This is a genomic window from Flagellimonas okinawensis, from assembly GCF_029194005.1.
Classification (GTDB): domain Bacteria; phylum Bacteroidota; class Bacteroidia; order Flavobacteriales; family Flavobacteriaceae; genus Flagellimonas; species Flagellimonas okinawensis.
Genome location: NZ_JARFVA010000006.1, coordinates 17,790 through 37,938, shown reverse-complemented (window position 1 = coordinate 37,938; position 20,149 = coordinate 17,790). Strand labels below are relative to the sequence as shown.

20 protein-coding genes and 2 pseudogenes are annotated in these 20,149 nt (G+C 38.6%); 13 read left to right on the top strand and 9 right to left on the bottom strand.

The window, feature by feature from the left end; translation table 11 throughout:
• Positions 1-54: 54 nt before the first annotated feature.
• Positions 55-1,428: pseudogene (locus tag PY091_RS15035) on the top strand (Fic family protein); the annotation flags it as partial.
• A gap of 563 nt (positions 1,429-1,991) precedes the next feature.
• A complete protein-coding gene (locus PY091_RS15030) occupies positions 1,992-3,242 on the top strand; it encodes a site-specific integrase (RefSeq protein ID WP_275650469.1) in 1,251 nt (416 codons plus the stop codon).
• 66 nt (positions 3,243-3,308) lie between these two features.
• Here the strand turns inward: PY091_RS15030 and PY091_RS15025 are convergent, their stop codons facing one another.
• Complete coding sequence (locus tag PY091_RS15025) at positions 3,309-3,692, bottom strand: helix-turn-helix domain-containing protein (protein WP_127138076.1); 384 nt, start codon at positions 3,690-3,692, stop codon at positions 3,309-3,311.
• Between the two features lie 131 nt (positions 3,693-3,823).
• Here PY091_RS15025 and PY091_RS15020 point away from each other — a divergent pair, with 131 nt between their 5' ends.
• From PY091_RS15020 to PY091_RS15000, 5 genes are all read left to right on the top strand, one after another.
• Positions 3,824-4,141: a hypothetical protein gene (locus tag PY091_RS15020; RefSeq protein WP_275650468.1), complete on the top strand. Its 318-nt coding sequence runs from the start codon at positions 3,824-3,826 to the stop codon at positions 4,139-4,141.
• Between the two features lie 30 nt (positions 4,142-4,171).
• Complete coding sequence (locus tag PY091_RS15015) at positions 4,172-5,218, top strand: HEPN domain-containing protein (RefSeq protein ID WP_275650467.1); 1,047 nt, start codon at positions 4,172-4,174, stop codon at positions 5,216-5,218.
• Positions 5,219-5,424: 206 nt separating this feature from the next.
• Complete coding sequence (locus PY091_RS15010) at positions 5,425-6,153, top strand: hypothetical protein (RefSeq protein ID WP_275650466.1); 729 nt, start codon at positions 5,425-5,427, stop codon at positions 6,151-6,153.
• 128 nt (positions 6,154-6,281) lie between these two features.
• Positions 6,282-6,884 carry a DUF6882 domain-containing protein gene (locus tag PY091_RS15005; RefSeq protein ID WP_275650465.1) on the top strand — a complete coding sequence of 201 codons (603 nt, stop codon included), beginning with the start codon at positions 6,282-6,284 and terminating at the stop codon, positions 6,882-6,884.
• A 121-nt stretch (positions 6,885-7,005) separates the two neighbouring features.
• Positions 7,006-7,668, top strand: a complete 663-nt coding sequence (locus tag PY091_RS15000; protein ID WP_275650464.1) for a hypothetical protein — start codon at positions 7,006-7,008, stop codon at positions 7,666-7,668.
• A gap of 205 nt (positions 7,669-7,873) precedes the next feature.
• On the opposite strand, the gene PY091_RS14995 is transcribed toward PY091_RS15000, so the two are convergent.
• The 3 genes from PY091_RS14995 to PY091_RS14985 form a co-directional block, all read right to left on the bottom strand.
• Positions 7,874-8,551, bottom strand: a complete 678-nt coding sequence (locus PY091_RS14995; protein WP_275650463.1) for an ankyrin repeat domain-containing protein — start codon at positions 8,549-8,551, stop codon at positions 7,874-7,876.
• 40 nt (positions 8,552-8,591) lie between these two features.
• Positions 8,592-9,449 carry a hypothetical protein gene (locus PY091_RS14990; RefSeq protein ID WP_275650462.1) on the bottom strand — a complete coding sequence of 286 codons (858 nt, stop codon included), beginning with the start codon at positions 9,447-9,449 and terminating at the stop codon, positions 8,592-8,594.
• Positions 9,450-9,666: 217 nt separating this feature from the next.
• Positions 9,667-10,056, bottom strand: a complete 390-nt coding sequence (locus PY091_RS14985; protein ID WP_275650461.1) for a hypothetical protein — start codon at positions 10,054-10,056, stop codon at positions 9,667-9,669.
• 463 nt (positions 10,057-10,519) lie between these two features.
• Between PY091_RS14985 and PY091_RS14980 the strand changes: the two genes are divergently transcribed.
• Positions 10,520-11,104 carry a BfmA/BtgA family mobilization protein gene (locus PY091_RS14980; protein ID WP_275650460.1) on the top strand — a complete coding sequence of 195 codons (585 nt, stop codon included), beginning with the start codon at positions 10,520-10,522 and terminating at the stop codon, positions 11,102-11,104.
• A 5-nt stretch (positions 11,105-11,109) separates the two neighbouring features.
• Positions 11,110-12,132, top strand: coding sequence for a MobB family relaxase (gene mobB / locus PY091_RS14975; RefSeq protein WP_275650459.1), 1,023 nt, complete (start codon positions 11,110-11,112; stop codon positions 12,130-12,132).
• A 161-nt stretch (positions 12,133-12,293) separates the two neighbouring features.
• On the opposite strand, the gene PY091_RS14970 is transcribed toward mobB, so the two are convergent.
• Positions 12,294-13,349, bottom strand: coding sequence for a hypothetical protein (locus PY091_RS14970; protein WP_275650458.1), 1,056 nt, complete (start codon positions 13,347-13,349; stop codon positions 12,294-12,296).
• A 53-nt stretch (positions 13,350-13,402) separates the two neighbouring features.
• Between PY091_RS14970 and PY091_RS14965 the strand changes: the two are divergent.
• Together PY091_RS14965 and PY091_RS14960 are read left to right on the top strand one after the other, a co-directional pair.
• Positions 13,403-13,738: pseudogene (locus PY091_RS14965) on the top strand (hypothetical protein); the annotation flags it as partial.
• Between the two features lie 138 nt (positions 13,739-13,876).
• Positions 13,877-14,182: an HNH endonuclease gene (locus PY091_RS14960; RefSeq protein ID WP_313790393.1), complete on the top strand. Its 306-nt coding sequence runs from the start codon at positions 13,877-13,879 to the stop codon at positions 14,180-14,182.
• A 361-nt stretch (positions 14,183-14,543) separates the two neighbouring features.
• On the opposite strand, the gene PY091_RS14955 is transcribed toward PY091_RS14960, so the two are convergent.
• Genes PY091_RS14955 through tnpA form a run of 4 tightly spaced genes read right to left on the bottom strand, consistent with a single transcriptional unit; the run spans position 14,544 to position 17,199 of the window.
• The gene (locus tag PY091_RS14955) at positions 14,544-15,047 is read right to left on the bottom strand and encodes a DUF6398 domain-containing protein (protein WP_275650457.1); all 504 of its coding nucleotides are present in this window, start codon (positions 15,045-15,047) and stop codon (positions 14,544-14,546) included.
• A gap of 11 nt (positions 15,048-15,058) precedes the next feature.
• The gene (gene tnpC / locus PY091_RS14950; protein ID WP_275650456.1) at positions 15,059-16,534 is read right to left on the bottom strand and encodes an IS66 family transposase; all 1,476 of its coding nucleotides are present in this window, start codon (positions 16,532-16,534) and stop codon (positions 15,059-15,061) included.
• A 42-nt stretch (positions 16,535-16,576) separates the two neighbouring features.
• Positions 16,577-16,930, bottom strand: a complete 354-nt coding sequence (gene tnpB, locus PY091_RS14945; RefSeq protein ID WP_275650455.1) for an IS66 family insertion sequence element accessory protein TnpB — start codon at positions 16,928-16,930, stop codon at positions 16,577-16,579.
• Complete coding sequence (tnpA, locus tag PY091_RS14940) at positions 16,930-17,199, bottom strand: IS66 family insertion sequence element accessory protein TnpA (RefSeq protein WP_275650454.1); 270 nt, start codon at positions 17,197-17,199, stop codon at positions 16,930-16,932. The genes tnpB and tnpA overlap by 1 nt, the downstream gene beginning before the upstream one ends.
• Positions 17,200-17,553: 354 nt before the next feature.
• Between tnpA and PY091_RS14935 the strand changes: the two genes are divergently transcribed.
• Both PY091_RS14935 and PY091_RS14930 read left to right on the top strand, forming a co-directional pair.
• Positions 17,554-19,512, top strand: a complete 1,959-nt coding sequence (locus PY091_RS14935) for a DUF2779 domain-containing protein (RefSeq protein WP_275650453.1) — start codon at positions 17,554-17,556, stop codon at positions 19,510-19,512.
• Positions 19,512-20,126 carry a helix-turn-helix transcriptional regulator gene (locus tag PY091_RS14930; protein ID WP_275650452.1) on the top strand — a complete coding sequence of 205 codons (615 nt, stop codon included), beginning with the start codon at positions 19,512-19,514 and terminating at the stop codon, positions 20,124-20,126. Before PY091_RS14935 ends, PY091_RS14930 begins: the two co-directional genes overlap by 1 nt.
• The last annotated feature ends 23 nt before the right edge of the window (positions 20,127-20,149 follow it).

Sequence of the window (20,149 nt, the reverse complement as noted above, 5' to 3'; positions counted from 1 at the left end):
AGAAAAAGCTAATTTTAGCCCGAAAGCAAAGATTAAAAAAGTAAATTCAACGACATGGCAACTCCAAGGGAAAGATTCGCAGAGGCCCTTACCTTTCTGAAAGGAATACAAGACCAAGGTATAGTAGGAATTCATACTGATGATATCCCGAATGTAAAGCACCGTCAACTACTTGTCAAGAACGGCTTTTTAAAGGAAGTCACTAAAGGATGGTATATTGCCACAGACCCCAACGGGAAAGATGGTGAGACCACAGCCTGGTATAGCTCATATTGGGAATTTATAGCACGGTTTCTTAACCGAAAATATGGAGACGATTGGTCGCTTTCGGCAGACCAATCTTTGTTATTTCATGCCGGAAACCGATCGGTACCGCAGCAATTGCTTATACGGTCGCCCAAGGGCAACAACAAACCTACGCCATTGCCACATAACACCTCCCTGTTCAATCTGAAAACCGATATCCCTCCTTCAGAACAGACATTAGTAGAAGAAGGCATCCGCATGTATAATTTACAGGCCTCCCTGATTTATGCAGGAGCAACAGTATATACAAGTAATGCCATCGATGCCCGTACCACATTGTCCCTGATTCGGGATGCTTCGGAATTGCTGCCCATACTACTGGAAAATGGCCATACCACCTTGGCTGGCCGATTGGCCGGGGCTTTTCGTAACATTCAACGTGACAGAATAGCCGACCAGATTATGGAAACCTTCAAACAGGCTGATTATGACATCCGGGAGGAAGACCCCTTTGATACCAGGTTGGAATTAAAATTGTCGGCAAGGGAACGTTCTCCCTATGCTAATCGCATACGCCTTATATGGCAGCAGATGCGTGAAGCAGTAATGGCCAATTTCCCGAAAGCCCTCGGCATACAGACCGACCACGAATCTTATATGAAGGACGTGGACGATATATACATAACGGATGCCTATCATTCACTGTCCATTGAACGTTATCGGGTGACGCCTGAGTTGATTCAAAAAGTGAGTTCAGGGGAATGGGACACCGAGGAAAATGAAGGGGATAGGAAACAAAGGGATGCCATGGCAGCCCGAGGGTATTATCAGGCTTTCCAATCCGTAAAGCAGAGCATCAAAGCCATATTGGAAGGAGCAAATTCGGGAACACAAATCGATAAAGACCATGCCGCATGGTACAGGCAGTTGTTCGACCCAAGTGTGGTGGCAGGCCTGTTGAAGGCTTCCGACCTTTCCGGTTACCGCAATAACCAGGTGTACATCGGTAATTCCAAACACGTTCCCCTAAATGTGGATGCCATGCGCGATGCCATGCCCATCCTATTTGAATTGCTGGAGGAAGAGCCTGAGGCTTCCGTACGTGCCGTACTGGGCCACTTTGTCTTTGTTTTTATCCACCCGTATATGGATGGTAACGGTCGTATGGGCAGATTTCTTATGAACGCCATGCTAGCCTCCGGAGGCTATCCGTGGACCGTAATTCCCGTGGAAAAGCGCGATGAATATATGCAAGCATTGGAAGAGGCCAGTGTAAGGCAGAATATAGCGCCATTTACAAAATTCTTGGGAGATTTGGTCGGTGGTAGAATGAAAGGTAAGAACGCAGCGGAACTGCCGAACAAAAAATAGCCATATGATATTATTTGAAATCATTTGGCTAAATTTGTACTATAGAAAGCGTAAAACGCTCTCGTTGATGTCTTAATTGATGTCCTATTTACGAAAATTAAGACTTAAAATACTGGTATAGAACGGATTGGTTTTGGAGTTTAAATCCTGCCACCCCGACGAACCTAGAAATAGGTCACAACAAAACACTGTTAATCATTTGATTTTCAGTGTTTTTTGTTTTTTATGCATTCATTTGATTTCATTTAAAACCAAATAAAAGGTGTGCAATTCGGTGTACAACGATTAATCCGGAATGTACTAACTTGAAAGGACTTTAGAGTACGATTTGACTTTCGTCTTTACAATTAATTGTTTAACCAAAGTCATGGAAAATGAAATCAAAACACACTTTCACCGTAATTTTCTTTACCAGAAAATCAAGGAGCGTCCCAAACCAATTATCCATCTATGTCCGCATAACTGTGGACGGCCAACGGGCCGAGATCAGCCTAAAGAGAAATATTCCCTCCAAGGAGTGGGACAATTCACGGAACCGGGGCAGGGGAGGTTCACAGAGGATCAGAGCATTGAACGCCTATCTGGACAGCGTTTATGGAGAACTATTGGACTGCCATAAGGAACTTTTGGAAGAGAACAGGGTCGTTTCATCTGATGCTATCAAGTCCCGTTATCTAGGCGAGGATGACAACAGCAAGACCTTAAGGGAACTTATCAAGTACCATAATGAGAATATGTCAATTGTCCTGAAAAAAGGGACTATGAAGAACTATTATACAACGGAAAAGTACCTGCACAGGTTTTTAGCCAAGAAAAGAAAGGTCAATGATGTCCGTCTCAAACAGTTGAACTATGCCTTTGTCACGGATTTTGAACATTTTTTGCGCAATTACAGAGATTCAAAGAAAAGGCTCTTATTGGGCAACAATGGGGTAATGAAACATCTGGAAAGGTTCAAGAAGATGCTCAACCTTGCCGTCAAATTGGAATGGATGGACAAGAACCCGTTCAACCAGTTCCAGTTGAAATATAACAAATATGATAGGCAGTTTCTGGACGAAGAGGAACTGGAGCAATTGGAAAGCGCTGAAATGGGCAACGAACGTTTGGAGAGGATAAGGGACTGTTTTGTATTCTCATGCTATACAGGCCTTTCCTATGTGGATGTGAAGGAGCTGAACAGTGACAATATTGTAAAGGGGATCGACGGAAACCATTGGATAAGTACCAAGCGTGAAAAAACGGACAAGCCAGTTAAAGTCCCATTGCTCCCAAAGGCACGGGAAATTTTGGAAAAGTATATGCAATGTCCGGAAATGGAAAACAAAGAAGGCTTGTTGCCCATTAGTTCCAATCAAAAGACCAATGCCTATTTAAAGGAGATAGCGGACTCTTGCGACATCGATAAAAACCTGACCTTTCATGTAGCAAGACATACCTTTGCCACAACAGTGATGCTGTCAAATGGTGTACCCATCGAAACAGTCTCGAAACTTCTCGGGCATACCAAACTGTCCACCACACAGATTTATGCCAGGGTCGTTGAATCCAAGATAAGTGAGGACATTGGCAATCTTTTGATCAGGTTCAAGGAAAAGGCAACCAAAAAAAGTGCAGTTACATGAAACAAAGAAGGAGCAATGGTATTTGCTCCTTTTTACTATAAAATTCAATATTTAGATTTGAATTCTTTATTTTTTCAACTGTTGCTCCAAATAAGCGACTTTATCCTTTTCAGCTTGGACTAGACGTTCATAAAGTTCAATGATTTTTTCCAAGGGATTTATGGTACACAGGTAATTGTTGTTGTTTGAACTGTTATCTTTAAAAGTGTTGTTTATGATGTTGAAAACAGCTTCTTCCGAAAAGTTTTCAATGGCTTCAGGCGTTACTCCCAAGGCCTTGGCAATTTCCTCCAATTTTGTATCCTCGATGGTCTCTGATTGTTCAATGTTTGAAATGGCCTGTTGGCTGATGCCCAACTCCATGGCAAGGGCCTCTTGTTTCATACCCCTCAGTTCCCTGATGCGGCCTATCTTCCTTCCTATGTGGTTGTTTTTGGTAGCTGTTTCCATTACGTAAATATAGGATTTTTTAATAATACTGTGCATCCGTAAAATACAACCCTCCCATGGTGCTATACATGACATTCTGTTTCGGTACATGATATTCCATTGCTTCCTTTATCCCATATCATCGGAGAAAAATGGAAACCGAACGGATTAAAGAATTGCTTAATGGACAAGAGCCTATTGCGATTGTAAGATATTTTGAATGGGCAATCTTTTCAAGGAACAGTGTAAACGCCAAATATCTATTGCTCAGGATGGACAACAAAAAAAATGACATCCACGAAATGGACATTCCTGATGGAATGGTCACCATGTTACGATCCAGACTGGACGATTTTGAATTGGTATTAAATGGCAAAAATGGCACTATATGGGAGCGGTCATCCTTTAGGGAAAGGGTCAGGGAGTCAGTCCCTATAACAAAGATAGATGACTTGATAGACCTGTATTGACCACCCTCGCCATGACTAAATAATATACCTATGAAAACAACAGACCGACTCATCATCGACAAAATAACCCATGAGCTGGAAATTGACTGCATCCACCTGAACAGGGGTGGGGATGGGCATGTGTTTAAACATCGGCTGGACATTCTGGCAAGACCGTCCCAAAGGGACTTTCCCGAACAGGTTCGGCCCGTTATAGATGCCATAATGATACCTTACCCCGATGTTGGCTACAGTGTCTTTGCAACCAATTATGCACGAAAGGAAGCCCAAGAGGGCAACTTGTACTTTTTGAACAACTGCAATAGGGACAGCATTGTGTACAAAAATGAAGGGGGCAACTCCCCAATAATCCTTCCTGACATGGAGCCGACCAAGCTTCACGAAACGGCCAAAAGGGAATTCAAACGGAACATGGCCCGAATGAAATCCTTTAGGAAGGGAGCCAGTTATTTTAGGGAATTGGGAAACCTTCCCCAGAGTGCCTTTATGCTGCACCAGACCTTTGAACAGGGCTATAGGATATTGGAACGTTTCATCTGCGGGAGGATAAAGATATGCCATAGCATCAAGAACCATCAAGGCTATGTATTGAAAATGTTGGACAAGCTCGGTGGCACGTTCCAAATGGAATCCGATATGGACAGTAAATTGCTCGACCTATTGGAGGATGCCTATTCATCTGCCCGCTATACTCATAGCTACACAATTACCAAAAATGAACTGGAACAGCTGTCCCAAAAATTGTCATTGTTCACCAAGGACATAAAGACCCTGTTCCATCGGGAGCTTTCCATATTCAAACGTAATATCGATAATGGCATTTTCAATCATAAGGAAGAACTAGATTTGGAAACGCCCAATACACATCGTACAACAGCGGAGCCCTATGTGCGCAGGCTTGAATTCGACAACAGCTTCGAGATGCTGTGCAAAGCAAGGTCACTGCTGTTGTTGGGCGTTACCTGTCTACAGGAGGACGTGGAGCCGCCCCTTCATGTAAACGGCTTCGATTACAATATAGTTGAGGTACTGCAATTGGCAATAGAATTGTTACCGTTAAAGGAGACAAGTCCTTAATGTTATATCCAAACTAACTACCACCCAAATTTATGCAAGGGTCTTGGAAAAGAAAGTAGGAGAAGATATGAGGATATTGGTTGAAAAAATGGACGGCAAGTAAAGCTTTCCAGTAAGAATTGATCAAATTCATCGATTTTATTCCATTTTAGGAGTTTATAGATGTATTTTACATCCTTATAATCGAGTTAGCCTGAACCTTAAAAATGGACTTCGTAAGAGACATAATAAATAAAGTAAAAGGAAAGATTAAGGACAAAAACGCTGAAAAGTATTACAGTTATTATTTATTTGGACTTTCCGTTAAGAAACCAATTTGGGACTGGGAAAACTGGAAAAAATGCATTCCTCTTTTGCAGCCAATTATTGGCCTATCTCCAGAGACTCCATTTATAAAATCAGAACAGAGTATACCTATAACCTATGCCAAAGACGATCAATTTGTTTCCTACAATAAAGGAGCTTTAAGATTTGGGAGAATGATTTGGAATGAGAAAAACAATGAAAAATGGACTACTAAATATGTCAACGAAAAGGGTTGGACTTTTTTTGATACAGAAATTGCTTTTCCGACAAGAAGCTATTGCCATAAAAATGGAGCAAACCCACTAATCTTCATAACAGTTGAAAATCAGAATTTGACAAAAAGCGACAATCCATACATTGACCAAGCAGTAACAATACACATTAAGACAAATTTGATTGAAAAGTCTGAATTGATGGAAATTGAAAAATATATTGACCAAATTGGAGATGTTTTGAATTGTAAAATAGCAGGTAAAATAGAACGACCAACAGCTTATAAATCTGAATTGGGAATTGCATATACCGACTCGCTTTGGGATGGAACACATGGGGTTTTAGCTCCAGAAGACATAGACTTTAGCGAAAATTACAAACGATACGGAATTGAAAAAATAAAATGTGGCAACTAAAAAATCAAAAGCTAGCGGGCGGACAGTGCTAAAACGAAAAAATAAAAATATGAGCTAACTTTCGGCTCGGCTGGTAGGAAAGTAACTTTTAAAGTTTTCCTGTTGATAACCAAACCGTTACCTTCAATATGAGAAAATCGCTAACCTTAATCATAATTGGAATTCTAACAATGGAATTATTTTCTTGCTTCAATAAAAATTCTGACAATAACAAAAAAGAAAAAACCAAAATCCAAATAGATGAACAAAATTTGAGCCAACCAAAAATTACTGACCCATTCGAAAAATTAAGCAAGGACTCATATGAGTATTTGACAAATCAACAAAAGTTGATGGAAGAAAAATATGGACTTGGTAAATACGAAAAATGGTATTACGACCAAGAGACTGGCTACTTAACTTTTTCTGATGGTGATACAGTAAAAATTAAAATTAAATATGAGGAAGTTGGTTCAATTTCTAAAATAAGTAAAACTTGGCTATGGTCTTGGGCAAATCCACATCTTGAAGATGGAATCAAAACTGACATTCTAAAAGTAAAAGAATATGGAATTCAAAATAAACTCGAACCTTTGACAAAAAGAAAGTGGTATGCAGATGAATATGATGGTTGGGAAATGACTGCGATTAGTGCCTACATAATGAATGCAAAAGGAGCGTATCGAGTTCCAACTGAAAAATCATTCTCTTTTATGATTTTTAAAGAAATTATAGATTTACGGACAAAATAAAATACTATTGTGGACAAATGCTAATTGAAATATTTAACCCTATATGGAGAATATTTACCAGTACCTTCCGTTACACTTGAATATTGCCAGTGATTATCACTGATTGGTCGAACTTTATGATATGAAAAAAATATACATTTCCCTCTTTGTTTTATTGAGTTTTAAATCCTTTGGACAATCTAATGGCAAAATTGATTTAACAGAGTTTATTAGGGAAATTCAAAAATGGCAAAAGCAAGAAAATAATATGTCCCTGGCCTTTTGGATTCCTACATCTTATTGGAAGGTTGTGCTGGATGATAGTCCTCAAGTATCAAAGGAAGCACTTTCTCAAATAGAATTCGCATTTAAAGACTATGTTGTGGTTGGCGCATTGGATTTGGATGTAAATGCCAATGGGACCATGAATTTCACCACTGAAACAGAACTTCGAAAAACCATATCAATTCAAACACAAAACGGCTCCATTTTCAAACCAATTCCAGAATCGAATATTTCTGATGAAGCCAAATCATTTTCCAGCTCCTTAAAACCGTTATTTTCTCAAATTATTGGACAAATGGGAGCAGGATTACATTTTTACTTTTTCTCAGTTAAAGATCGAGACGGAAAGAACATACTCGATGAAAGAAAAAATGGCAAGTTTACGATTAAGCATTCTAATATAAATTTTGACTACTCATTGCCTTTGGTGGCATTATTACCGCCTAAAGTATGTCCCAAGGATGGAGCCAGTATGAAAGGAAATTGGAACTTTTGTCCCATTCACGGAGTGAGATTATAACTTTTAACAATAAATAAAATCCTGAATTGTTCACCTTGGCATTACCAATTTTAATTAAATCGCCTTCAACCAAACGGACAAAATCCTTAATTTAAAGCTTGGAACCAATTATACAGAAAAGTACTATTTTGTAAAACCTAAATAGTGGCTGATCTAGGGGGTGCTTACACCGACTTTTTGTTGTTGCAGTTACTTGGTCAATTTTTTATAACCAGTTATACTTTTCATATTCAAAAGCCTTAATTCTTTCGACTACCTTTTCTCTTTTCTCATTTGAATACTCTTTGTCCGCACCTTTTTCTATTAATAAATCAAAAACTCTTTTTAATTGTTCAACAACGCCAGAATTTTCGTTGAAATTTGGATGGTCGATCATTTGTCGAGAATCCAGAAAAGCTCTCATAAGGCAACTGTTGCCATAGGAGTCAATTCCATTTGGGTCAGCACCTCTTTCCAACATTAATTTCAAAAGCCCGAAGGCTTTCTCGAAACTGTCAGTGTTCTTTTTCAATGTAAGGCTTTGAAAAATGACAGCCCTTATACATTCATGCAGTACGGGCATGTTCCATTCATCAATCGTTTCGGCGATATGATTCAAATCAGCACCTTGTTGTATAAGAAATTCAGCAATTTCAAAATTTTCAACTTTGAATGAAACTTGAAGCCCTGTTTGATCATTATCCTTTTTTGGTAGGTCCGGTCTTGTTAGGAGTACAAAATCTTTATTGTTGATCACAATTGCCTTTACCATATCATTTTGATGGTTTCGAATTGATTTAAAGAAAGTGTGTATGTTTTTCTTGGTAGTTTTAAAAGGTATATCAATGAGATTCATCTCTTCCACTGCGTTAGCATTTTTATTTTTCTTTAAAAATTTGAACATGGAGTTTAAAATGAATTAGATATAATCAATTATATCATTATTATTTAATAAGTTTTTGAACAGGTATCTTTTTTCTCTGATCTTCTGTAAAATTCCATTCAAGTTCTTCCACAAACTTAGCTACTGAGGATTCTTTGAAATCCAGTAAATATGAATTGCTTGTTGATCTTGGTATTGGTCTTTTAAAAATTAATTTGCCAGTCTTATGATAGGTAGCCAAAAGTTCTTCTAATTTTTCTTGACTCATTATACCAATGCCAGGTATTCCAAGTTTTCCCGAACCTAAATTTGGGTGAAATTTGATGTGGCCGTATTTGAATCTATCAATCGAGTCTTTTGAATTATCCAGCAAAATTGGAGCGAATGAATAATATTTACCGCCAATTCCTTGGTATATTTCATACAATATGAGTCCAATATCAAAATCCCTATTTTGAGAAGAAAAGCAGTCACCTAAATTTAGGTCATTTTCTAAATCCACTTTTAGTCTTTTCGGTCGTGATTTCCTTTTCCAGAATCCCCACCATTTTCTACGATTTCGGACTTTTTTTTGCTTTCCCTCTAAATTATCTTCATCATATTGCTCTCCTTCTTCTCCGAGGACAATTGCATCAAGGGCTTTTGCAATTGATACCATTTTTTTAATGATCAATTCATCAGGATTCTTTACGCTGATCCAACCATACTTTTCATCAAATGTAAAAGGGACCTCTCTTTTCCCCATTTTCCATAATCCGGCATTCGGAGTTGGAATGGTTAGGAGTTTTCCTTGCTTGATTTCTGCCGAGAATTTTTCAATCTTCTCAAATTCATCATCAGATGTAATATAAGCCATCCATTCTTCCTTGGTCAATTTGGATTGGTCAGATTCCCGCTGGATGTTTAATTCGTATCCCATTTATTTTTTTGATTTGTTCCAATAGTATCTTGTTGCAAGCAACAAACCAATCATAAATGTGAAAGACATTATTGCTAGATAGATTCTTTCTGTTGCAATATCGGGGTCAGTAGAAGTCATTATTCGATAGGTTTCTGACATTGCACCTAACGAAAAGAGACCAAAAATAGAAGCTAATACCCGGTAAAGTATTTTATTCATAATTTTTCAGATTGGGTTATTCAATATTCCCACTTTCTTTTTTTATGCGTTTCTCTCGAAAGAAGATGCTCAACCCGTATAGCATTATCAAAGCACCAACAATGGTAGCAATAATATTTAATTCCAGATATTGGTCGACAACATCTATGTAGCGATTCATTTTTAATAACCCAACTCCGATGATAATATAGGCTTTGGAAGGTAGTTTTCTTATGTCAAATTTCCATTCAGTGTTGGCAGGAAAAATTTTACCCTCCTGTTTTAATTGAAGGAATATCCCATAAATCAATCCCAAGCCACCTAAAATCCAAACATATTCGTTTGGGATTAAACGACCCTTGTCGTCACCCAATCCAAGAACGATAATAAAAAGTCCTGTATAAATGAAAGTTGAAGGTTTGTCCATCAAAAAGTTATTTAGGATATAATATGAACGCTGATAGAGGACATTTATGCGTTATTTCTCGGTAAACCATTTTTAGGTATTAAAAATCTTATCTTTATATCATTGAAGTATAATATTCAATAGTACGGGTTTTCCTTTTTGATTTGACTTTCCAAAAATCCGTACAAACCAGAGGATATTTATGGGGCAGCTGATTTTCAATCATGCTGTATTTATTCGGTCCCGCTTGCGGGACGAAGGAATAGCAAGAGGGTGATGCGCAAATTGCGCCATCACGGTTGTTTTCGGGTCTTCAACAAGTTGAAAACCAGTTAATTGAGAAGATTTTGGAATACTGTACAAAATCAGGGACTACAGTAGACTTTTCCCAAATCTACAGTAAACCCCTTGGGAAGCCCTATAAACACTGGAGATTTTTGACGAAAAAATTGACGCAAATTCACTAAAAAACAAAATCGCACCTATGGAAAAACAAAAAACAAATGATAGAACAAAGAAAGGGACAGGCGGTTATTCCAATATCACCGTAAAGAAAGAAACGGCCACACGCTTTAGAAGTTATTCCAAAAAGTTCAAAAAGTCCCATAGTGAGGTATTGGATGGAATGATACAATACTTCAAGGAGAACAACCTTGATCCTTTTGGAGAGGGAACAAAGGTCATCCTTGAAAGTATCAAAAAACTGGAGCGTCAAATGATGAAAAAATTTGATAGGCTCATCGCCATTATCAAGAACATGGAAAAGACAAGTATCCGGCCCACCTATGAAATGATGCTCATTCTTTACGAGGCCTATGTAAAGGATGAGAGGAAACCTAAACGTGAACCTGTCAAGATACAGGAAGAGCGGATGGATTTTTTGGAGCCAAGAAACACCGTTCCGAAAACAGAGCATGATAGAATGTTGCAAGAATTCAAAGTATATAAAAAGCGTTGTACTGAAATCATCGACAATGTGGAAAAGGTGGAGCCGATGATGGGTAAGCCATATCTGAAAATCAATATGGGTATCGGGGATTTTGAAAGCTTGAAACATCAATTAAGATAACGCCCATGTACCTTACCATCTCAGCACAGAAAATGGGCAGTACCTATAACTCCAGTGTAGGGAACTATGTGGACTATCTGGAAAAGGAAAACGAGGATAGGTCGCCCGAACTTAGGCAGGAATTCTTTGACCAAGAAAAAGACAGCGTAAGCCCTCAAACGGTCATCGATGAAATAGATGCCAATACGGCCAAATTAAGGCAGAAAGACCCAAAATTCTATTCCATAGTGGTCAGTCCCAACCAAAGGGAACTGAAGGCCATAGGCAATGACCCAAATCTGCTGAGGGAATACACAAGGAAGTTGATGGAGGACTATGCCAAGAGTTTCCATCGTAACCAAGAGGTCAAGGCCGAGAACTTGAAATACTATGCCAAGATAGAGCATGAACGCACCTATAGGGGATTTGACAGGCAGGTTCAGGAAAATGCTCCATACCGAGGGGAAATAGCAAGGCTCAGGAACGAGATACGAAAAGTGGAACGGGGAGAATCCATCGGGAATGTCAAAGAACTTGAAAATAGGATCAAGGAGCAAGAAAGATTGGCCCCACACAAACAGAACGGACAATTGGTGGCAGCCGGAATGCAAAAAGAAGGGCCACAGACCCATATCCATATCATAGTGAGCAGAAGGGACGTAACGAACACATACACCCTTTCCCCGATGGCCAAGCACAGGGCATCCGAAGTGGAGCTTAACGGAAAGACGGTCAAGAGAGGTTTTGATAGGGACAGTTTTTACCAAGCTGCCGAAAAGACCTTTGACAGGACAACAGGGTTCAAGAGAAACTATGTGGAATCCTATGTTGGGAGAAAGGCCCATTCCAAGGAACCGGGGAAGTTCTTTGCCAAGGTGATGGGACTGCCCACCAAGGAAAAGGACATGGCCTTTAAACTACTAAAGACAATGGGGGTCAAAGCTCCAAGTATTCCGACCAATAAAGTACAAATGGCGGCCAAGATCATCAAGGCACTTGGAAGGGGTATCAATAAAGCTAGGGGCACTGGTGAGGATATGGGCTACTGAAGTCCAAAAAGTAGGTTGCGCCCTATCGTGTTTTTGCTTTACGCTTATCTACCGGAACGCTACAAAAACCCGACAGGATCCATGCGCAAAAGTTGGGGGTAAGATTTGGGTTTATTATTGTTCTACATTCAAACAGTTCGGTTTTAAGGGTAACTTACATATCAGTTTCTAAAAGTGGTGACCATTATGCCCTCGCCATTTGATTTGACTTTTGAGATTTTACCGATTTTCTTCAAATACTGGAAAAATGAAATTAAAACAGGCCGGTTTTCGAAACTTGGCATAGGGCCTTTTTTATTCAATTTTGGGAACTCACCTCCTAAAATATTGAGGAAGTTACTGATGAATTCATTGTCAAATAAAGTTGGCTGCCTCAAGTACAACTCTATCCTTTGCACTTGCGACAAATTTGATTTTAATAAGACACTTTTGAGATTTTCAGTTGATAATTTTAAAACTGGATGCTTTAATAAAAGGTTGCCGATTAGTGTAAGTGACACAGGTTCAATTATATGATTGTCAATATCATATCGTTCTAGTAATTTGATTTTGTTTGAATCACTAAGTTTTTGATTCTCCAGGAATCCAATCAAATCTTCCTCTAAAATGACATTCGCAATGGCAGCATAATTTTCAAAAAAATCAGTCATGTTATTTAATGAAAGATGTAGGTGAAGATCGGGAAATTTTGATTTTAGCTTGTTATAATTGGTAGGGGTAAAAGCGATTTTTTGCTGTTCAACCAATGATTGAACTTTTCTTTTTGATAAAGATTCAAAGTTTAAATCCTTATAAGTGTAGGGAAATGCATTTAGGTAATTCTGATATAAAGTATCTTCAATTTTATCGTTTAGTAAAAAGGCAATTCTGAACTCCTTGTATCCGTCCGTTTTGCCTATCAAGGTTTCTCTGCTTAATTGATCACAATTCTCCTCATAATTTAAAAACTGATTCAATGGTTCGGGGAACGTTGCTTCATTCTTTTCAAAAACATCTATTACAATTGCCCAATTAGCTTGGATATTAGAAGTGTCCAAAAGAAAATTCATCAATTCAGATGGTTCATCCAATTTTGAAAATGAGTCAACTTTGGTGGTTGAATGCGCAACAATATCTTCTTTTAAGTAAGTGGGAATTTTGGGATTATTGATGAGTTTTAATAATCCCTCCTCGGATTCTTGTGTATTCGATTCGAGTTTTAGGTAAACATCTTTCACATAATCGGTGATATTGTTTTCAGGATAAGGTCGGACTTTCATTTAAACCTTTTGAAATTATACTAGAAATTCTAAGCTCTTTAGAAGAAAGGCTAGGCTCTTTTGAAGCATATATTACACCAGAAGAATTAATTAGGATTATTATTCCTTTAGCTGGAGATAATGGTCAAATGGATGAGTATATCGAAGCTATTTACTTGTTCAGGAATGGTGAATTAGACTTGAGCGAATGGCCGGACTGCGCACCTGAATCTAATGATAAAAGAATGGCTAGGGAATTCTTGCTGTATTTGACTAATTATGGATTTTGTAATAGTATTTCAAGAGGTTCGAACTTAAAAGATGAATACTTCTTATCTAATATTTCGCTTAGTGAAATAGACGAGTTGTTTGCAATTGAAACGAATGAAACCGAATTGGACAGGATAGAAAGGATTATTCGCAGTTCTCAAATACCTGCCAATATCGAAAGGAAAAAAGTAGTAAGAGAAGTACTTGAAAGGCCCTATCAAAATCAATTCAGAAAAATGATTATGGAGGCATACCAATCAACATGTTTAGTTACTGGTGTAAGACTAGAAAATGTTCTTGAAGCGGCCCATATCAAACCAATCAAACATAAAGGGGATGATAATATATTTAATGGAATATGTATGAGGGCGGACATACATACTCTATTTGATTCAAATCATCTTAAAATACTTCCTTCTGGAGAAATAAAACTCACAAGTGAGGCTAATAGAAAGGAGAACTATGAGCACCTTCCCTCAAAAGTAGTATTGCCAGACTTTGTAGATAGGCAACAACTTGATTGGAGAATCAAGTATTACTAATTTGCTTGCAAAATTCTAATCTTTTAGAGCTACCACGTTAGTCCGATTTTAATTTAGGGTTATTTATCTTATAAAGGATAGGAATCTAATTTTTCTTTACACTATTCTCTAAATAATGTTTAGTATAGTAAAGCCTTTTAATACAAATATCCTTTTCCCTTTACCTATTCAGGATTTGCCTTTTAATATTCAATAAAATCATTTTTTTTCGAGTGTTCGATACTTCCTTTTATTGGGTGGTTCGGATGGTTGAGACCACTAAAAACTGAAAATTTGAACCATCCAATATTTGGCTTAAGTGTATCCGTCCGAGCAACTACACCTCATATCTGGGTTTAGCCCATTTTTCTGGGGAGATTAATCATCCCTGTTTTGTGGTAAAGCTAATGTCTTTGCCTTCAGCCCTTGCCTGACGTACCATTTGTTGCATATCTTCAGGGAGGGAGTCAATAGGGAGGATAAGATCATCAACCATGACCATATTGTTAAAAGGGTTGTCTTTTTCCATTCTGGAAGTAGAGAACTCTGGGCTGAAATGCCACATATCGAACATTTCTTTTATGACCCTGGCTTTATTGGATACTGTTGTAGGCTTTGTACCAAAATAATCGTGGATTTCCTTGGAAGGGATATAGGGTTCAAAGGATTTATCGAACAGGAAGTTGATGGAACCTATGGACTGTATTACCGCAGCAGCCCATATTTCCAGTTTTCCCCTTTTAAATGGGACTTCCCTTTTTCTGCCCATTTTTTTGATGAGCTTTTCGCAGAGTTCAAAATATTCCCCATCAAGTTTCTGGGCGCAAAAGGCCCCGGTAAGTTCCAGAAGGTGTTTTTGTCTTTCTTTAACTTGGTCTTTGGTCATTGTTTTATCTTTTATGGTTTGTCTGCACGGTACCCTGGCAATAATTCCTCTAGTTTTTGGATGTTGTGATCAGGTATTTTTTGGAGTGTGTCCTCTAACCACTCTTGAGGGTCAATGCCTTGCATTTTACAACTACCGAAAAAGGAATATAACATGGCCGCATCTTGTGCAGCCTTGTGGGAGCCTGCGAACAAGAAGTTTTTTCGGCCAAGGGCCAGCGGACGAATGGCATTCTCGATAAGGTTGTTGTCAAGTTCGATTCTGCCATCCTCAAAGATCACCTCGAACTTGGGGTATTGATTTAAAAAATACGTCATTGCTTTTCCCATGGCACTTTTGGGCAACACCTTAAATTGCTCTTCCTGTATCCAGGTCTTGACCTCTTGAAGTAGCGGCAGCACCTTTTGCAGCCTTAGTTCTTTGCGCATTTCGGCATCCCCGGCCGCTGTTTCTTTGATCGCCCGTTCCCGGCTATAAATTTCACTAAATAAAGCCAATGCTTTTTCTGCCCTTGCTTTATCCTGGTCCCGGGCATCCACAAATTTTCGCCTGGCATGCACAAGGCAGCCCGCCATGGCAATGTCCGGATCTACGCCGATTTTATCATACACACTATATCCATCACATTGGACGTAACCCTTGTACCCGTCAAGGAGTTCCTTGGGGCCATGTTGCCCGCGTCCTTTGCGGTAATCAAAGAGCACCAGTTTTCGCAAGGGGTCATGATAGACCCATTGATACCCTTGATGTGTACTGCCTTTTTTATCACTGTCCAATACCTTGATCGGACTTTCGTCGGCCTGGATGTACCCGTCTTCGAGGATTTTCCGCTTTAAGGTATTGTAGAGGGGTTCCAGTAATCGGCAACAACCCGACATCCAGTCACTCAAGGTACTGGAAGCGGGTTCCCAGCCAAACTCCCGTTTAAAACGCTGGATCTGACGATAGAACGGCAAGTGGTCAATATACTTGCTTACCAGGATATAGGCCAATAAACAGGCCTCGGCAATGGATTTTTCGATAGGACGTGTGGGAAGTGGCGCGATGACCACCCCTTGCTGGTCTTTTCTGGCGTATTTAGGACGAATGGTCCGTCTTTTGACCAGACTGGCCGGGGTGTATTCCAGAGTTTCACTGACTTCCTGGCCAATCTTTTTCAGGGTGCTTACATCTTCTTCCGGTTCAAGAATTACTTCCCGTACCGGAAGGTGTTCCGGCAAACTACCGCGCCCAGGGTGTTTTTGTTTTTCCCGGGTATAGGTGATGGTCTCTTTAGGAATGGCCACTTGCCCGGTCTTATCTGCGTTTTCGGAAAAAAGCGATAGTTGCTCCTCCAAGATCTCAGGAATAAAACGTTCCGATTTAAAGCCCTGGATCAGTTTGTAGAGTTGCCCGAGTTGTACCTCCAAAGCGGAGATCTTCTCCTTGAAGGCTCCATTGGACGCTCTAAGTTGCCGGTTTTCTCTCTGTAGCTCCTGATAGGTCATCGGATAGCTAAAATACTACCCTTGTTAAAAATACACCAGTATTCAGCAGGCTTTTTCATAGCGTTTTCTTCGGGCAATATTGGTGATGGCCACCCCGTCGATGAGCATCACCAGTTGGGTGTAATCCAACTGGAGCACACCCACGGATGCATCGTATTTTGGCAACTCAAAGGTGCCTCCCTCCAAGCGCTTGTAATACAAAACAAAGCCTCCGGACTGCCAATGCAGCAACTTGACCTTATTGCGGGCTTTATTGATAAAGATATAGACCGAACCATCCAGGGGACTATGTCCCAATTCTCCAAGGGCCAGACCACATAATCCGTCAAAGCTCTTCCGCATATCGGTACCGGGAAGATATAATTGGTAATTCAGGGAGGAACTTAAAGCGAACATTACAGGGGAATTTCGATTTCTACACCGTTGCCCAACCGGATGTACATACTCCGGGAGGATGTTGGCCGGGAAGAATGGGTCGCCGATAAAGGAACAAAATTACTTTTTGTTGGTTTGGCAACCCCCTCCCTGGGAAACTTCTGGAGCCAATAGCAGAGTTTTCCTTTGCTGATTCCATGGGCACGGGCAAAAACCGATTGGCTCTGTCCTGATTCATAATAGCTATTGACCAGCTCACGCATTTCTGTGGCAATTGAAGATCGGGTCATTTTGATTATATTTAGAAAGCTAAATTATAACCCACAGAGGGTTTAGAAAAGATGCACTTGGACGGACGGATACGCTTAAGTCATGAAAGTAAAATTTTTGTGTTAGTTTAGAAGTCAACTTTAAATGGCGTTACTAGGTAAAGGCCTTCTTGTTCTTCCACACTATATATCTACATGCAATGTGTATCTCAAGAAAGAATAATATAGCAGATGATGATGATCAGAAAGTATTGTTGATTGAAGATTTATAAATTAAGCAGTATTACGGATTTCTGTAATCAACTGATTGTTAATTTTTTGTACCTTGAAATTCCCCTCAAAAGTTCAGTCATAATTTTAAAGATACACATCTCAATGAGAGTATTGACAAAATCTAAATTTAAGTTAGGTCTAGAATGTCCCAATAAATTATTTTATGTAGGTAAAAAAGAATATGCCAATCAGAAAGATGATAATCCTTTTTTAGAGGCACTTGCCAAGGGAGGATTTCAAGTTGAAGAACTTGCAAGACTTTATTATCCTAGTGGCCATCTTTTAGAGGGCGAGGATTGGGATTATAAGAAACATTGGGAGCATACAAAAGAATTGCTTAAAAAGGAAAATGTAACGATATATGAAGCCGCATTTCTTCATGATGGTCTTTTCATTAGAACAGATATTTTAGTCAAGAGAGGAAATTCCATACAATTGGTAGAAGTCAAATCCAAGTCTTTTAATCCAGAAGATGAAAATATTTTCATTGGAAAAACAGGTAGATTAATTAGTGATTGGAAACCTTATCTATTTGATGTAGCTTTTCAAAAACATGTAATGCAACTGTGTTTCCCAGTATGGGAAATTAAATGTTACATTATGATGGCAGATAAGTCCAAAAAAGCATCAATTGATGGTCTAAACCAATTTTTCAGACTTACAAAACTAACGGACAATAGAACTGGTGTAAAAGTTCTTGTAAAATCGAAAGATGAGTTAGGATCACCTATTCTTGATAAACTTGAGGTTACAGATATAGTATCAGGGATTGAAAGCGGGAAATTTATCTATAATGATGGTTTGAGTTTTCAAGATAGTATTGAAGATTATAAACAAGCATATCTTAAGGATGAATATAGGAATTTTCCAACTTCATACATGACTTGTAACAAGTGTGAGTTTAAGGCGGATGTGGACAGTGGCCTATTGTCGGGTTTTAAGGAATGTTTTGTAAAACAACATAATTGGAAGGAAGGCGACTTTAGCAAACTTAACTTATTCGATATTCGGGGTATCCACTGGACCAAATCCATCAAATTATTTCAAAGCGAATTGATTTTTGGGGAAAAATTAAGTCAGGAATCGATAGGGTTAAAGGAAGGGGTGGGAAAATTATCCGATAGTGAAAGGGCTTGGATCCAAATTGAAAAAGCAATTAGTGATGATTCAACTATTTATGTAGACAAACACGGACTTAAAGAGGAAGTGGATAAATGGATATTTCCATTACATTTCATAGACTTTGAGACATGTACAGCAGCTTTACCTTTTTCTAAAGGAAGGAAACCCTATGAACAGATTGCTTTCCAATTTTCTCATCATAAATACTATGAAGATGGGAAAATTGAGCATGCCACCGAATTCATTTGTAATCAAGCAGCATACTTTCCAAATTTTGATTTTATACGGGAATTAAAAAAAGCACTAGAAAACGATTATGGAACCATTTTTAGATTCCATAATCACGAAAACACCATTTTAAATGCTATCCATTCTCAATTATTGGAGTCAGATGAAAAGGACAAAATTCCTTTGATTGAATTTATTGAGAGTATTTCGCATTCCACTGGAAATAGTGCTAAAAAATGGAGCGGAGATAGGGATATGGTAGATCTTTGGGTTGTGGCAAAAAACTTCTATTTCAACCCATTAACAAAAGGTTCAAATTCTTTAAAAGATTTGTTGCCAGCAGCCCTGAATAATAGTGGCTTTTTACAAGAAAAGTATTCAAAACCTATTCAGCAAATTTCATTAACCTCCAAAAATTTTCCTGATGAATTTATTTGGTTGCGGAAGAACCAAGAAAAAATAATCAACCCCTACAAAGGTTTACCACCTGTATTCGATAATTGGACTGAAGAAGAAATTGAAAAATCAATCTCAGAGATAGAGGAAATCAACGATGGCGGTGCAGCTTTGACAGCCTATGGGAAACTGCAATATACTGATATGACCAAGGCCGAAGTTGATGAAATAACATCTGCTCTATTAAAGTATTGTGAATTGGATACTTTAGCCATGGTAATGCTTTATGAACATTTTAGAGAAATCATCAAATAATGCCAGATAATCAGAAAGCACTGAAGAGATACAGAATTATTCTGAAAATTTTAAGCCGAGAGGGTAGTTTTTCTTCTAAATATATTCATGAGGCCTGTTTAAATAGTGGAATTGAGGTTGCTTATAGAACCATTCAAAAAGACCTTGAAGATTTGAGAGATGATCATACAATTTTTGGAAGAAGTCTTGGGATTGAAAAGGACGAAAAAGTGAAAAAATGGTTTAGTACAGGTATTCCGAAAGAGATTTTTGCTACACTAGAATTGAAGGATGGTGAAATTGACGCACTATTATTTTATGTGAAAACAATCAATCAATATAGGGATTACCCTATTTTTAAAGATATATCACAGGCGATGAAAAAAGTAATCGACAGCTCGAACATATCTCATGAAAGAAAAGAACTGTTTCGATTAAAAAACTTACTTGAACCAGAAATACATCCCCCTATCGCAGGAATAGAATTTATAATAGATCTGTTAAAGGCCATTTCAGCCAAAAAAATCATCGAAGTTGAATACGGGAGGTTTGGGAATAAGCCCAAAATGCATAAAGTGAAACCGTTACTTCTGAAAGAAGATAAATTGATGTGGTACTTGATCGGTATTCGATGATTTCCGATTTTTTTTCTTTCTTC

Coding starts and splice junctions, on each gene's coding strand:
- PY091_RS14995 (WP_275650463.1), bottom strand. CDS start 8,551: ATGTTCAAATTTTTAAAGAAAAATAAAAATGCTAACGCAGTGGAAGAG.
- tnpC (WP_275650456.1), bottom strand. CDS start 16,534: ATGACCTATCAGGAGCTACAGAGAGAAAACCGGCAACTTAGAGCGTCC.
- PY091_RS15025 (WP_127138076.1), bottom strand. CDS start 3,692: ATGGAAACAGCTACCAAAAACAACCACATAGGAAGGAAGATAGGCCGC.
- PY091_RS15030 (WP_275650469.1), top strand. CDS start 1,992: ATGAAATCAAAACACACTTTCACCGTAATTTTCTTTACCAGAAAATCA.
- PY091_RS14935 (WP_275650453.1), top strand. CDS start 17,554: ATGAGAGTATTGACAAAATCTAAATTTAAGTTAGGTCTAGAATGTCCC.
- PY091_RS14990 (WP_275650462.1), bottom strand. CDS start 9,449: ATGGGATACGAATTAAACATCCAGCGGGAATCTGACCAATCCAAATTG.
- tnpA (WP_275650454.1), bottom strand. CDS start 17,199: ATGACCCGATCTTCAATTGCCACAGAAATGCGTGAGCTGGTCAATAGC.
- PY091_RS15005 (WP_275650465.1), top strand. CDS start 6,282: ATGAGAAAATCGCTAACCTTAATCATAATTGGAATTCTAACAATGGAA.
- PY091_RS14955 (WP_275650457.1), bottom strand. CDS start 15,047: ATGACCAAAGACCAAGTTAAAGAAAGACAAAAACACCTTCTGGAACTT.
- tnpB (WP_275650455.1), bottom strand. CDS start 16,930: ATGTTCGCTTTAAGTTCCTCCCTGAATTACCAATTATATCTTCCCGGT.
- PY091_RS15000 (WP_275650464.1), top strand. CDS start 7,006: ATGAAAAAAATATACATTTCCCTCTTTGTTTTATTGAGTTTTAAATCC.
- mobB (WP_275650459.1), top strand. CDS start 11,110: ATGTACCTTACCATCTCAGCACAGAAAATGGGCAGTACCTATAACTCC.
- PY091_RS14960 (WP_313790393.1), top strand. CDS start 13,877: ATGATTATGGAGGCATACCAATCAACATGTTTAGTTACTGGTGTAAGA.
- PY091_RS15020 (WP_275650468.1), top strand. CDS start 3,824: ATGGAAACCGAACGGATTAAAGAATTGCTTAATGGACAAGAGCCTATT.
- PY091_RS15010 (WP_275650466.1), top strand. CDS start 5,425: ATGGACTTCGTAAGAGACATAATAAATAAAGTAAAAGGAAAGATTAAG.
- PY091_RS14930 (WP_275650452.1), top strand. CDS start 19,512: ATGCCAGATAATCAGAAAGCACTGAAGAGATACAGAATTATTCTGAAA.
- PY091_RS15015 (WP_275650467.1), top strand. CDS start 4,172: ATGAAAACAACAGACCGACTCATCATCGACAAAATAACCCATGAGCTG.
- PY091_RS14980 (WP_275650460.1), top strand. CDS start 10,520: ATGGAAAAACAAAAAACAAATGATAGAACAAAGAAAGGGACAGGCGGT.
- PY091_RS14985 (WP_275650461.1), bottom strand. CDS start 10,056: ATGGACAAACCTTCAACTTTCATTTATACAGGACTTTTTATTATCGTT.